Below are 13,415 nucleotides of genomic sequence, written 5' to 3'. Positions count from 1 at the left end.
CCTGCAGGTCAGTTCCCGACCGCGAGACCCACGCCCAGGCTCACCATGAGCACCGCGACGGCGCCGTCGAGGATCCGCCAGGCGCCGGGTCGCGCGAACCACGCCCGCAGATACCGCGCGCCGTAGCCGAGCGCACCGAACCACACGATGCTCGCGGCGACGGCGCCGGCACCGAACCACCACTTGCCCGGGTTGCCGTGGGTGTTGGCGACCGATCCGAGCATGAGGACGGTGTCGAGGTAGACGTGCGGATTGAGCCAGGTCAGCGCGAGACAGGTCGCGAGCGCGGCACCGACGGTGATCGCCCCGCCCGGGGCCGCGCTCAACGCGGACGGTCGCAGGGCGCGCCGGGCCGCGAGCAGACCGTACGAGACGAGGAAGATCACACCGCCCCAACGAATCACTTCGAGCGCGCCGGGGGCTCGATCGAGGACGGTCGCGATCCCGGCGATACCGGCGGCGATGAGCACCGCGTCGGACAGGGCACACACGACGATCACCGGCAGCACGTGCCGGCGCGCGATGGCCAGGCGCAGGACGAACGCGTTCTGCGCTCCGATCGCGACGATCAGCGAGAGTCCGGTGAGGAAACCGGCGAGGACGAGGTTCACGACGACCACGTTAGGAAAGGTCACGAGATAAGAACAGTTGATTTTCCTTAAGGAACATTAGAGTTTCTTCATATGGATCTGGACTTCGCTCAACTACGCACGTTCGCCGCGGTGCTGGACGAGGGCACCTTCGACGGCGCCGCCGCGGTCCTGCGGATCACCCCGTCCGCCGTGAGCCAGCGCATCAAGGCCCTCGAACAGCAGGTCGGGCAGGTGCTGGTGCGCCGGACCCGACCGGTGACCGCGACCGGGCCCGGGGAGGCGATCATGCGGCTGGCCCGCCAGGTGGCCCGGCTCGAGCAGGACACCGCGGAGGCGCTCGGCCTCACCGCGAGCGCGGACAACTACGTGACCGTCCCGCTCGTGGTCAACGCCGACTCGATGTCCACCTGGATGCTGCGGGCGCTGGCCCGGATGCCGCAGCACCACCGCGCGTTGTTCGAACTGCTGCGCGAGGACGAGTTCCATTCCACCTCGCTGCTGCGGGACGGCACGGCGATGGCGGCGGTCACGTCGGTACCCGATCCGGTGCAGGGCTGCACGTCCGAAAACCTCGGCGCCATGCGGTATCACGCGATGGCGAGCGTCGACTTCGCGGCGCACTGGTTTCCCGACGGGATGACCACGGCCGCGTTGCGCGAGGCGCCGATGCTCACCTTCGACCGCAAGGACGACCTGCAGAACCGCTTCCTCCGGCGACACACCCGCAGCCGGTTCGACCCGCCGCGCAACTACGTGCCGGGTGCGCGCGAGTTCGTCGACGCCGCGCGCCTGGGGCTCGGCTGGGGCATGCTGCCCGAACCGATGCTCGATTTCGCGCTCGGCGACGATGTGCTCGACCTCGCACTCGGCGGCGATGCCGATCTGGTGCAGCTGGCCCCGGACGAGCCGTTCGACGTGCCGCTGTACTGGCAGCGCTGGCGGTTGGAATCGCCCGTTCTGGACGCGCTCACCGAGGTGGTGCGGCGCACGGCGCGGGAGGTGCTGCGCCCGTCAGTCGCCTGACATCGAACCCAGCCGGGCGAGCAGCGGGGCCGCCTCGAGAAGTTTGGCCGCCTCGTCCTCGCTCATCCCGTCGAGGAGCCGGCGGACGCCGTCGAACCACATGTCGTCGATCCGGCTGTTGTTGCGCTCGGCGAGGGGTGTCTGGTGCAGCCGGTGCGAGCGGCCGTCGTGGGGGTCGACCTGCCGTTCGACGAGGCCGCGGTCGACGAGGCGGCGGACCGTGGTGCTGACGTTGCTGCTCTGCAGGCCCAGATAGCGGGCGACCTCGGACACGGTGCTGCCGGGGCGTTCGGCCAGCATCCGGAGCACTTCGATCTCCGACTGGGGAAGCAGGGACAATCCCGCCTCCTTCTCACCGAAACGACGCAGTGCCCAGACCAGCGAGCGGGCAGTCCGGGCCAGGCGCCGGACGTCCTCGCCGGAGGGGGTGGTGCCGTCGGCGGCGGGGGGATCGTTGGACACGCCCGCAGTCTAGTCGCTATTTTAGATATAATTTTAGATCTACTTCTAGATACATCCCCACTCGAAGGGTCGTCTTGAACCAGCACTCCCAGCACGCGGGCACCGCCGTGGCCGAGCCCGCCGACGCCTCCGCCACTCCCCCGGTCCCGGCTCCGGACACCCCGCACTTCCCCGCGAAGCTCGTCGCCACGCTGGCGCTGCTCGCGGCGGTCGCCCCGCTCGCGATCGACATGTATCTGCCGGCGTTCCCCGAGATGGCCGTCGAGTTCGGCACCAGTGCGTCGGCCGTGCAGCTCACCCTCACGACGTTCCTCATCGGCCTGGCCCTCGGCCAGCTCGTGTTCGGGCCGCTCTCGGACCGGTTCGGTCGCCGGCCGCTGCTGCTCGTCGGCACCCTGGTGTGTGCGGTGTTCAGCGCCGCCTCGGCCCTCGCCCCCACCGTCGAACTGCTCGCCGCGTCGCGCTTCCTGCAGGGCTTCGCCGGTGCGGCCGGCATCGTGCTCGGCCGCGCGGTGATCTCCGATCGCGTGCACGGTCCGGCCGCAGCCAAGCTGTTCGGGCTGCTCGTGGTGGTCAACGCCGTCGCTCCCGTCGTCGCCCCGCTGGTCGGCGGCACGGTCGTCACCAATGTCGGCTGGCGCGCCGTGTTCTGGGTGCTGGCCGGGCTGTCGCTGCTGATGTTCGCGTGTGTCCTGGCGCTGGTGCCGGAAACCCATCCGAAGGAACGCCGCTCCATCGGTGGTGCGGCCGCGATGCTGGGTGACGCCTGCGCGCTCCTCCGCAACCGCCGGTACGTCGGATACACCCTGGCGTACGCCTTCGCGTTCGGCGTGATGTTCGCCTACATCTCGGCGTCACCGTTCGTGCTGCAGAACGTCCACGGTCTCTCGACCGGCTGGTACACAGTCTCGTTCACGGCCAACGCGATCGGCCTGGTGATCTTCAGCGTGGTCAACGGCGCGGTCGCGGGCCGGTTCGGCGAACGCGCGACGCTGCGCATCGGCCTGACGTTGCTCGCCGTGTTCTCCGTCGTCATGCTGGTCGACGCGCTGGCCGGTCCGGTCCTGTGGGTCACGCTGGTCACGTTGTGGTTGACGATGGGCAGCCTCGGCCTGGTCATCGCGAATGCCACCACCCTGGCGCTCGGCGAGGCGCAGCGCGCCGCGGGCACCGGCTCGGCCATTCTCGGCGCCCTGCAGTTCCTGCTCGCCGCGGCGATCTCGCCGCTCGTCGGCATCGGCGGCGAGGAAACCGCTCTGCCGATGGGGATCGCGATGGTGCTCAGCGCCGCGATCGCCCTGGGTGCTCTCACGCTGACCGGATCGCGCTCGGCCGATCGCACCGCATAACCGCGCGGCCGCACACACGGCCCGACCGATTTCGTATCGGTCGGGCCGGGTTGCGTTGCGCCCGTGCTACTTCAGCATGCTGCCGGCGTCCACCGTCAGCGGCAGGCCCGTCACGTAGCGGGACTCGTCGGACGCCAGGAACAGCACCGCGTTGCTGATGTCGACCGGGTCGACCCAGCCGACCGGCAGCACGTGCATCAGCTTCGCCACCAACTCCATGTCCTCGGGACCCGGGTTCTCGAGGTCGGGGCGGAACATCTTGAAGGTGCCCTCGTTCATGAACATCGGCGTCGAGACGTTCGTCGGGTGCACCGAGTTGACCCGGATCGAGTGCTGGCCGAGTTCGACCGCGAACGTGCGCATCAGACCGACCACACCGTGCTTGGCGGCGATGTAGTGCCCCGTGTGCGGGTACGCCTTGAGCCCGCCCACCGAGCTGGTCAACACGATCGAGCCGCCACGGCCACCCGAGATCAGGTGCGGCACACCGGCCTTCACGGCCTTCCAGACGCCCGACAGGTTGACGCCGATCATGTCGTCCCAGTCGCTCTCACTGGTCTCGTGGAGCGTCTCGCCGCCGTTGCCGATGCCGGCGTTGGCGACGATGATGTCGAGCCTGCCGAGCTGTTCGACGGCGCCGTCCAGCGTCTCCTTCACGGCCTCGTAGTCACGCACATCGACCTGGGCCGTCACGATGCGCCGATCGAGGTTCTTCACCAGTGCGGCCGTCTCGGCCAGGTCCTCCGGAGTGGACGGCGGGATCGGGCTGCCCTCCGTGATCGGTCCGCAGATGTCGATCGCGATGATGTCGGCGCCCTCTTCGGCCAACCGCACCGCGTGGCTGCGCCCCTGACCTCGCGCCGCACCCGTGATGAACGCGACCTTCCCCTCGACCCGTCCGGCCATGGTTTCCTCCCTGCTCTCGACGATGTGCGTATCAGTCCGAATTCGGTTGCTCAGCTGTCCGTTCCGGAACGGTCCCTACGTTCCGCACCCGAGGCCGAGCACGCCGGAAGAAGGCTGCCGTCGAGACGTCGAACACGAGGCCACCCCCTCGGACGTGCGGTTCGCGCGGTGCGGCGAAGTCAGAAAAACTGATCGATCGATCAGGCTGATACAGTGGCCACATGCTTGCATGAGGCGTAGATCACAGTCAAGACCCGAGCGGGTTCATCGCTGCGATCATGCGTCCGACGTGGACCGGAGGTGTTCCGAGTGGGTAGGCCACAGGTGAGCGAGGGCAAGGAACCCGGGGCGCGCGAGCGACTGCTCGAGGCGACCGCTCAGATCATGGAGGAGGAAGGCTACGCCGCGGCGACGTCGCGGCGCGTGGCCACGCGGGCCGGTGTGAAGCCGGCCCTGGTCTACTACTACTTCCCCACGATGGACGACCTGTTCCTCGCGGTGCTGCGCTCCGGCGCGGAGACCGTGCTCGAACGTCAGCGCCGGGCACTGTCCGAGGAGGATCCGCTGCGGGCGCTGTGGCGGATCGCCTCCGACACCCGCATGACCCGGCTGCACACCGAATTCATGGCCCTGGCGAACCACCGCAAGGCGATCGGCGCGGAACTGAAGGCGTACGCCGAGCGGGTCCGCGACATCGAGACGACCGCGCTGACCGTCGCGCTGCGCTCGCACGGCGTCGACCTCGACGAGTTTCCGCCCGTCGTGATCGCGATGTTCCTCACCGGTCTCGCCCGCACCATCGTCAACGAGGCGGCCATCGACGTCACGCGCGGACACGACGAGGCCCATCGGTTCATGGAGCGCTACATGGGACGGTTCGAGTCGCTGACCGCCCTCGCCGGACGTACCCGGGCCGCGGACGACACCGACGAACCCCCGAAGATCGAACCCGACGAATCGCCCGAGCCGGTGCCGGATCCCGACTGATCACCCCTTGCCGATCCGGCAAGGGAACTTGCCCTTCCGTCGGTGCGTCACGCACAGTCGGGGCAGCACACGGAAGGACGCCATCATGCCCGACGCATTCGACAGGGAGTTCTGGGAGGACCGCTACCGGGGTCGCTCCACGATCCACCGTCATCCCAATCCCCAGCTCGTCGCCGAGGTCGCGGACCTGCCGCCCGGCCGGGCACTGGACGCCGGATGCGGCGAGGGCGGCGACGCCCTGTGGCTCGCCGCGCGGGGCTGGCACGTGACCGCGGTGGACATTGCCGAGGCCGCTCTGGACCGCGCGCGTGCGCGCGCCGCCACCGCCGGGGCCGACGTCGCGAACCGGATCGAGTGGGTGCGCGCGGATCTGAGCGAATGGACACCGCCGCGCGGCGGCTACGATCTCGTCTCCTCCCACTACGTGCACGCGCCCGGACCGCGCGAGGAGCTCCTGCGGCGCCTGGCCGGCGCGGTCGCGCCGGGGGGAACGCTGCTCGTCGTCGGCCACGACCACCCCGCCCACCCGCACCACGGAGATCACACGGCACCGGAATCACGGGTCACCACAAGCGAACTCGCGACCGGACTGGAACCGGACCTGTGGGAGGTCGCCGTCGCCGAGTCGCGGACCCGCACGGTCGACGGACACGACGGGCAGGAACTCGTCATGCACGACGCGGTGCTCCGCGCCGTCCGACGCCCCTGACGCAGGCTCAGCCGCAGAAGCGGTCGGCGGCGGGGTCGTAGGACGGGCGCGCCGCCCGGCGGGCCAGTGTCGCGACCGGGTCGGTGTACACCGCGGACAGCGACGCACCGAGCGCGCCGGCGTCGCCGATCCCGTCACCGAACGACGAGAAGGTGAGCGGCAGAGCGGGCAGCGCGCTCGCCCGCGCATAGCTGCGGGCGAGGACCTGCCGACCGGGACGGTAGGCCTCGAGCCCCCGCCCTCCGACCGCGACGACGTCGGGGTTGACGATGTCCCGCATCACCGCGACCGCCCGCCCGATCGTCTCGGCTCGTGAATCCAGCAGCGCAGCAGCAGCTTTCGATCCGGATTCGACGGCGGCATACAGTTCGCCGATACCGCGGGACGCGGCTTCCCAGCCGAGCACGCCGTCGCGGACCGCGGCGTCGAGCAACGTCCGGTCGGCCACGGTCACCTCGAGGCATCCGACCCGGCCGCACGGGCACGGCACGTCCGAACCCGTCGCGAGGTGACCGATGGTGCCGGGGCCGCGACCCGGTGCGGGGATGCGTCCGTCGACGATCCATGCGGCACCGAACGGTTCGTCGACGTGCAGATAGAGATAGCTCGACGGGCTGGGGCGGCCGGCGAGTTCCAGTGCCCACAGTTCCGTTTCGGCCATCGCGTCGACGTGCGGGGTGACCGTGACCGGCACGGGTATCGCGGCGGCCCACGCCGCGTCCGGCACGTCGTCCCAACCGAACCGGTGGCCGCCACCGGCACGGCGCTCGGCGCGGCCGTCCCCGACCACCCCGACCCACAACGCACACCGGGTCGGGTAGGAGAGACGATAACGGTGCAGCGCCGACGCGACGACGGGCAGCGCCGCGTGCGCGGTGGCCGGGGCGTCGAATTCGAGGCAGTCGAGCACCTGCCCGCGAAGATTACCTGCGACACAACGCATTTCGTTCCCGTCGACGTGGACGCCGACGGTGAAGTACGCGTCGGTGTTCAGGTCGAGCGGAATCTGCGGCCGGCCCACCATCCCGCCGGCGGCCAGCTCGGGACGGTCGCGCAGCAGTGAGCGGCCGAGGAGTTCACCGACGATACGGTTGACGGCGGACAACGAGAAGCCGGTGTGCCGCGACAGTTCGCTGCGGGTCGCGGGACCGACCCTGCGCAGCACCCGCAACACCTGCCCCGCGGGTGTGACCGCGCCGGACGCGGGGTTGCCCGCACGCGGCACGGGCGCGAACGAACGCGCGGTCTGGGTCCGCGTCACGGTCGACGACGTGGCGCGTGCGGCGATCCGGAGTTTCGACGCGTCTGCCATGCCGTCATTGTCGGCGCGGCAGCGCTGTTACTGAACGCTTACGCTCAGCGAGCGCAAAAGGGGATCAGTCCACCAATGCACGGAACTGCGCGTCGTACAACCGGGTGTAGGCACCGCCCGCGCGGAGCAGGTCCTCGTGCGTGCCCTGCTCGACGATGCGCCCGTCCTCCATCACCACGATCCGGTCGGCGTCGCGGATCGTCGAGAGCCGGTGGGCGATGACGAAACTCGTGCGGTCGTCGCGCAGCCGCGCGGTGGCCTGCTGCACGAGCAGTTCGGTGCGGGTGTCGACGGAACTGGTGGCCTCGTCGAGGATCAGGATGGACGGCTTGGCCACGAAGGCCCGCGCGATCGTGATGAGCTGACGTTCACCGGCGCTGAGGCTGCCCGATTCCTCGTCGATGATCGTGTCGTAACCGTCGGGCAGGGCACGCACGAAGCGGTCCACGTAGCTCATGCGGGCCGCGGACAGGATCTGGTTCTCGGTGGCATGCGGGTTGCCGTAGGCGATGTTCTCCCGGATGGTGCCGCCGAACAGCCAGGTGTCCTGCAGCACGATGCCGATCCGCGACCGCAGCTCGGCCCGCGACATCGAGGTGATGTCGACACCGTCGACGAGGATGCGGCCGGAATTCAGCTCGTAGAACCGCAGGATCAGGTTGATCAGCGTGGTCTTTCCGGCGCCGGTCGGGCCGACGATCGCGACCATCTGGCCCGGTTCGGCCCGCAACGACAGGTGCTCGATGAGCGGACGCTCCGGATCGTACGAGAACGACACGTCGTCGAATTCGACGCTGCCGTGCCGGCCCCAGGGCAACGTCGGCGCCGGGGACTCGGGCTCCTGTTCGGGCTCGTCGAGGAGCGCGAACACCCGTTCCGCGGACGCGGCGGCGGACTGCAGCAGGTTCACCATCGCACCGATCTGGGCGAGCGGCTGGGCCAGCTGGCGCGAGTACTGGATCAGCGCCTGCACCTCGCCGAGGGTGATGGTGCCCGACGCCACGCGCAGGCCGCCGAGCACGGCGACACCCACGTAGCTGAGGTTGCCGAGGAAGGTCACCAGCGGCATCACGGTGCCGGACACGAACTGGGCACGGTAGGCGGACCGGAACAGCTCGTCGTTGGTTTCGGCGAAGCTGCGCTCGACGTCGGCGGTGCGCCCGTACGCGGTGACGATCTCGTGGCCGGTGAACACCTCTTCGATCTGGCCGTTGAGTTTGCCGGTCGCTTCCCACTGCGCCGCGAAGTGTTTGCGGGACCGGCGCGCGACCAGGGCCGTCGCGACGACGGACGCGGGCACCATGAACAGCGCCACGAGCGCGAGCAGCGGCGAGATCCACAGCATCATCACGACGAGGCCGATCAGGGTCAGCACGGCCAGCACGAGCTGGCTGATCGATTCCTGCATGCCCGTCGACACGTTGTCGATGTCGTTGCTGACGCGGCTGAGCAGGTCGCCGCGCGAGTGGGTGTCGAAGTAGCGCAGCGGCAGGTTGTGGATCTTGCGTTCGACCCGCGACCGCAGGTCCCGCACCACCCGCTGGACGATCTCGTTCAGGCCGTACGCGGCCACCCAGATCAGCGCCGACGACAGCAGGTACAGCGCCAGGACGACGAAGAGGATCCGGCCGAGGGCACCGAAGTCGATGCCCTCCCCGGGCACGGCGGCGGTCCCGGACACCATGTCGGCGAACTGGTCGTTGCCTTCGCTGCGCAGCTGCGCGACGGCCTCGTCCTTCGTGAGCCCGGCCGGCAGCTGCAGGCCGATGACGCCGTCGAAGATGACGTCGGTGGCGCGCCCGAGCAGCAGCGGCGCGACCGCCTGCGCGATCACGCCGAGGAGCACCATCAGCAGCACGCCGTAGACGATGAAACGCTGCGGGTGCAGCAGCCCGAGGATCCGCTTGATCGACGCGAGTCCGTTCTGCGGCTGGGCCGGGAGGGTCGGGGTCTGGGTGCTCATACGGCGGCCATCCGCTGGGACTCGACGATCTCGATGTACTCCCGGCAGTACGACAGCAGCTCGATGTGGGTGCCGGACCCGACGACCGCTCCGTCGTCGAGCACGATGATCCGGTCGGCGTCCTGCACGGTCGACACCCGCTGGGCGACGATCAGGACGCATGCGTCGCGGGTCTCGGGCACCAGGGCCTCCCGGAGTCGGGCATCGGTGGCGGGGTCGAGCGCGGAGAACGCGTCGTCGAACAGGTAGATCGAGGGCCGGCGGACCAGTGCGCGGGCGATGGCGAGGCGCTGCCGCTGCCCGCCGGAGACGGTGGTGCCGCCCTGCGCGACGACCGTCTCGAGCCGCTCGGGCAGGGCCGCCACGAAGTCCGCGGCCTGCGCGACCTCGAGGGCGTGCCACAGTTCGTCGTCGGTGGCGTCGGGCCGCCCGTACCGGAGGTTCTCGGCGATCGTGCCGGAGAACAGGTACGCCTTCTGCGGCACCACGCCGATCTCGCGGCGCAACGCCGCCGGGTCGATGTTCCGGACGTCGATTCCGCCGACCTCGATCGAACCGGCGGTGACGTCGATCAGCCGCGGGATCAGGCGCATGAGGGTGGTCTTGCCGGACCCCGTGCCGCCGATGATCGCCGTGGTGGTGCCGGGTTCTGCCCGGAACGCGATGTCGTGCAGCACGGGCGCGTCGGCGCCCGGGTAGGAGAAACCGACGCCCTTCAACTCGACGGCGACCGGGCGCGGCAGTGCCGTCACGGCGTTCTCCGCGCACGACACCGACGGCTCGGTGCCGAGGACCTCGAGGATGCGGTCGGCGCAGACGGCCGCGCGCGGCGCCATCAGCGCCACGAACGAGGCCATGAGCACGGCCATGAGGATCTGGGTGACGTAGGTGATCAGCGCGGTCAGCGACCCGACCTCCATCGCGCCGCTGTCGATGCGCTGCCCGCCGAACCACAACACGGCGACGGTGCTGGCGTTCGCGATGAGGATGACGGCCGGGAACAGCACCGCGTTGATCCGCCCGACGCGCAGCGCCGTCATGGTGAGGTCGAGGTTCGCCGCGTCGAAGCGGGCGCCCTCGGAGTCCTCGCGGACGAACGCGCGAACCACACGGATGCCGGTGATCTGTTCGCGCAGCACCCGGTTGACGTTGTCGATCTTGGTCTGCATGATCCGGAACGACGGCAGCATCATCGCCATCAGACCCAGGATCGTGAGGATGAGGACGGGGACCGCCACAGCCACGACCACCGAGGTTCCCCGGTCCTCGCGCAGCGCCATGACGATGGCGCCGATCCCCATGATGGGAGCGATGACGACGATGGTGCAGGTCATCATGACGAGCATCTGGATCTGCTGCACGTCGTTGGTGTTGCGGGTGATCAGCGACGCCGCCCCGAACTTGCCGTGCTCGCGGGCGGAGAACTGCCCGACACGGTGGACCAGCGACAGCCGGATGTCGCGTCCCACGGCCATCGCGGTCCGGGCCGCGAAGTAGACGGCGCCGATCGCGCAGGCCACCTCGAACGCCGCGATCACCAGCATGATCGCGCCGGTGCGCATGATGTAGCCGATGTCGCCGCGGGCCACACCGTTGTCGATGATGTCCGCGTTGAGGCTGGGCAGGATCAGCATCGCCACCGTGGACACCAGTTGCAGCACGACGACTGCAACCAGTGCACCACCGTGAGGCGCGAGGAAACGCCGAAGAAGCCTGACCAACATGGGCATCAACCTACCTGGGCGGACACGTCACGCCGTGATCGTTCACGCGTGGACCGTGTCCCGCTCGGACGCCGCGGCCAGTTCGCGGGTGAGCTTCTCGCCCTCGACGTCCACGTTCGGCAGGATCCGGTCCAGCCACTTGGGCAGCCACCAGGCCTTGTCGCCGAGCAGCGCCATGACGGCCGGGATGATGACCATGCGCACCACGAACGCGTCGAAGAACACCGCGGCGGCAAGCGCGAAGCCGATGGACTTGATGAACGCGTTGGGTTCGGCGATGAAGGCCGCGAAGACCGAGATCATGATGATCGCCGCGGCGCTCACCACCCGGGCGCCGTGCCGGAAACCGGTCCGGACGGCTTCCTTCGCGGTCGCGCCGTGCACGTAGTCCTCGCGCATGCGGGTGACCAGGAAGACCTGGTAGTCCATCGCCAGGCCGAACACCACGCCGATCAGGAAGATCGGCATGAAGCTGACCAGCGGCTGCGGGTTCGAGATCAGACCGCCCCAGCCTTCCTGGAAGATCGCGACGGTCGCACCGAAGGTCGCCAGGACGCTGAGCAGGAAGCCGAGCGTCGCGGTGAGCGGCACCAGGATCGACCGGAAGACGAGCATCAGCAGGATGAACGCGAGTCCGACCACGACGGCGAGGTACGGGACGAGGGCGCTCTGCAGGGTCTCGGAGACATCGCCTTCTAGGGCGGTCTGTCCGGTGATGCCGTAGGAGATGCCGGTGCGGGCCTCGAGATCCGCCTCGCCGGCGCGCAGGTCGGCGACGAGATCCATGGTGGCGGCCTCGCTGGGGCCGGACTTCGGCGTGACCATGATCTGCGCGGTATCGCCGGCCTCGTTCACGGCGACGATCTGCGCGTTGACCACCTCGTCGTGCTCATACAGGTCCTGCACGACCGCACCGAACGCGGCGGGCGCCGACATGTTCGCCTCGCGTGCATCGGCGACGACGAGCAGCGGGCCGTTGCGGCCGGGCCCGAACGCCTCGTCGACGAGGTCGTAGGCCTGGCGGGAGCTGGTCTGCGGATCGCCGGTGGCCTCGGTGGGCAGCGCGAGGCGCAGGTTCAGTGCCGGGACGGCAGCGATACCGAGGATCAGGATCCCGGCGACGAGCGGAATCAGCGGCTTGCGGGTGACCCAGCCGATGTAGCGGTGGGCGGCACCCGGCTTGTCGGTGTCCGCTTCCGGATCGTTCGCCTTCACCCCGGGGACGCGTCCCGCGAATGCCTTGTTGCCGAACAGGCCCAGGATCGCCGGCAGCAGGGTGATGGCGATGAGCACGGCGATGAACACGGTGAACGCTGCGGCGTAGCCCATGGCGGACAGGAACGGGATACCGACGACGCTGAGCGCGACCAGGGCCACGATCACGGTGAGGCCGGCGAACACCACGGCGGATCCCGCGGTGCCGACCGCGCGTCCGGCCGCTTCGGCGCGGTCGGCGGTGACGGTGATCTCGTGGCGGAACCGGGAGACGATGAACAGCGAGTAGTCGATGGCGACGGCCAGGCCGATCATGATGGCCAGCGTGGGGGTCATCGAGCTCAGGTCGGCGAAGCCGGTGGCGATGGTGATGCCGAGGCTGCCGATGCCGACGCCGATGATCGCGGAGATCAGCGGCAGACCGGCGGCGATGAGCGAACCGAACGTCAGGGCGAGGACGACCGCGGCGACGCCCATGCCGATGAGCTCGGTGAGTCCACCGGGCATTTCGGCTTCGGCCGCGGCGGTGCCGCTGACCTGCACGTTCAGGCCGGCAGACCGGCCGATGTCGGCGGCAGCGGCGATCCGGTCCGTCAGCGCGGCGTCGACGTCGGTGATGCTGCCCTGGAACGGGACGGTGACGTACCCGACGGTGCGATCGGGGCTGAGCGGCGACAGCGCGGCGGCGTCCGCGAGCGCGGCTTCCTCGGTGCCGCCCTGTTGCCGGGCCGCGGCCTTCATCTGCTCGACGAGGCCCGCGTTCGCGGTGACCGGGTCGACGAGGAGCGCGGGCTGCTGCTCGGGGGTTGCGGCGACCGGGTCGACCTTGGCACCGGGTGCGACGCGGTCGATCCCGCGGACCGCGGCGAGCACGTCGTTCATCGCCGCCATGTTCTGCGGCTCGTCGAGGGTCTGCCCGTCCGGCGCGGCGAACACGTAACGCGCGCTGAGCGCGTTCATCGGGTCGCCGGCGTTCGGGAAACGCTCGGCCATCAGGTCCTGCGTCTGCTGCGCCGGGGTGCCCGGGATGGAGAACGAGTCGGTGGTGGGTCCGGACAGGGTCGCCGCACCCACGCCGAACAGGACGAGGATCGCGATCCAGAGGGACAGGACCGTGCCTTTCCGCCGGTAGGCGAATCTGCCGATCCGATACAGGTAGGTAGCCACAAGGC

General features: G+C 69.6%; 11 protein-coding genes. 4 read left to right on the top strand and 7 right to left on the bottom strand.

Going from position 1 to position 13,415, the window contains the following annotated elements:
* Positions 1 to 8 precede the first annotated feature (8 nt).
* Entirely contained in the window at positions 9 to 611 is a 603-nt protein-coding gene (locus tag ACWDTS_RS20390; RefSeq protein WP_197252142.1) for a LysE/ArgO family amino acid transporter, read from the bottom strand.
* Between the two features lie 72 nt (positions 612 to 683).
* Here ACWDTS_RS20390 and ACWDTS_RS20385 point away from each other — a divergent pair, with 72 nt between their 5' ends.
* Complete coding sequence (locus ACWDTS_RS20385) at positions 684 to 1,616, top strand: LysR family transcriptional regulator ArgP (protein WP_197252130.1); 933 nt, start codon at positions 684 to 686, stop codon at positions 1,614 to 1,616.
* On the opposite strand, the gene ACWDTS_RS20380 is transcribed toward ACWDTS_RS20385, so the two are convergent.
* Entirely contained in the window at positions 1,605 to 2,078 is a 474-nt protein-coding gene (locus ACWDTS_RS20380) for a MarR family winged helix-turn-helix transcriptional regulator (protein WP_450118906.1), read from the bottom strand. The genes ACWDTS_RS20385 and ACWDTS_RS20380 overlap by 12 nt on opposite strands.
* Before the next feature lie 74 nt (positions 2,079 to 2,152).
* Between ACWDTS_RS20380 and ACWDTS_RS20375 the strand changes: the two genes are divergently transcribed.
* Positions 2,153 to 3,427, top strand: a complete 1,275-nt coding sequence (locus tag ACWDTS_RS20375) for a multidrug effflux MFS transporter (RefSeq protein ID WP_450118905.1) — start codon at positions 2,153 to 2,155, stop codon at positions 3,425 to 3,427.
* 66 nt (positions 3,428 to 3,493) lie between these two features.
* On the opposite strand, the gene ACWDTS_RS20370 is transcribed toward ACWDTS_RS20375, so the two are convergent.
* Positions 3,494 to 4,333, bottom strand: coding sequence for a mycofactocin-coupled SDR family oxidoreductase (locus ACWDTS_RS20370; RefSeq protein ID WP_450118904.1), 840 nt, complete (start codon positions 4,331 to 4,333; stop codon positions 3,494 to 3,496).
* 309 nt (positions 4,334 to 4,642) lie between these two features.
* Here ACWDTS_RS20370 and ACWDTS_RS20365 point away from each other — a divergent pair, with 309 nt between their 5' ends.
* Both ACWDTS_RS20365 and ACWDTS_RS20360 read left to right on the top strand, forming a co-directional pair.
* The gene (locus ACWDTS_RS20365) at positions 4,643 to 5,320 is read left to right on the top strand and encodes a TetR/AcrR family transcriptional regulator (RefSeq protein WP_450118903.1); all 678 of its coding nucleotides are present in this window, start codon (positions 4,643 to 4,645) and stop codon (positions 5,318 to 5,320) included.
* A gap of 85 nt (positions 5,321 to 5,405) precedes the next feature.
* Positions 5,406 to 6,029, top strand: coding sequence for a class I SAM-dependent methyltransferase (locus ACWDTS_RS20360; RefSeq protein ID WP_450118902.1), 624 nt, complete (start codon positions 5,406 to 5,408; stop codon positions 6,027 to 6,029).
* Positions 6,030 to 6,036: 7 nt separating this feature from the next.
* Here ACWDTS_RS20360 and ACWDTS_RS20355 read toward each other — a convergent pair whose 3' ends face one another.
* From ACWDTS_RS20355 to ACWDTS_RS20340, 4 genes are all read right to left on the bottom strand, one after another.
* A complete protein-coding gene (locus ACWDTS_RS20355) occupies positions 6,037 to 7,341 on the bottom strand; it encodes an ROK family transcriptional regulator (protein WP_450118901.1) in 1,305 nt (434 codons plus the stop codon).
* A 64-nt stretch (positions 7,342 to 7,405) separates the two neighbouring features.
* Entirely contained in the window at positions 7,406 to 9,304 is a 1,899-nt protein-coding gene (locus ACWDTS_RS20350) for an ABC transporter ATP-binding protein (protein WP_450109749.1), read from the bottom strand.
* Complete coding sequence (locus tag ACWDTS_RS20345; RefSeq protein ID WP_248675266.1) at positions 9,301 to 11,028, bottom strand: ABC transporter ATP-binding protein; 1,728 nt, start codon at positions 11,026 to 11,028, stop codon at positions 9,301 to 9,303. Before ACWDTS_RS20345 ends, ACWDTS_RS20350 begins: the two co-directional genes overlap by 4 nt.
* Before the next feature lie 42 nt (positions 11,029 to 11,070).
* Complete coding sequence (locus ACWDTS_RS20340) at positions 11,071 to 13,410, bottom strand: MMPL family transporter (protein WP_450118900.1); 2,340 nt, start codon at positions 13,408 to 13,410, stop codon at positions 11,071 to 11,073.
* Positions 13,411 to 13,415 lie beyond the last annotated feature (5 nt).

The sequence above is a fragment of the Rhodococcus sp. NPDC003383 genome, assembly GCF_053589115.1.
The sequence above is the reverse complement of the archived record's forward strand: the minus strand, read 5'-3'. Positions and strand labels throughout refer to the sequence as shown.

Coding starts and splice junctions, on each gene's coding strand:
- ACWDTS_RS20385 (WP_197252130.1), top strand. CDS start 684: ATGGATCTGGACTTCGCTCAACTACGCACGTTCGCCGCGGTGCTGGAC.
- ACWDTS_RS20370 (WP_450118904.1), bottom strand. CDS start 4,333: ATGGCCGGACGGGTCGAGGGGAAGGTCGCGTTCATCACGGGTGCGGCG.
- ACWDTS_RS20360 (WP_450118902.1), top strand. CDS start 5,406: ATGCCCGACGCATTCGACAGGGAGTTCTGGGAGGACCGCTACCGGGGT.
- ACWDTS_RS20355 (WP_450118901.1), bottom strand. CDS start 7,341: ATGGCAGACGCGTCGAAACTCCGGATCGCCGCACGCGCCACGTCGTCG.
- ACWDTS_RS20350 (WP_450109749.1), bottom strand. CDS start 9,304: ATGAGCACCCAGACCCCGACCCTCCCGGCCCAGCCGCAGAACGGACTC.
- ACWDTS_RS20345 (WP_248675266.1), bottom strand. CDS start 11,028: ATGTTGGTCAGGCTTCTTCGGCGTTTCCTCGCGCCTCACGGTGGTGCA.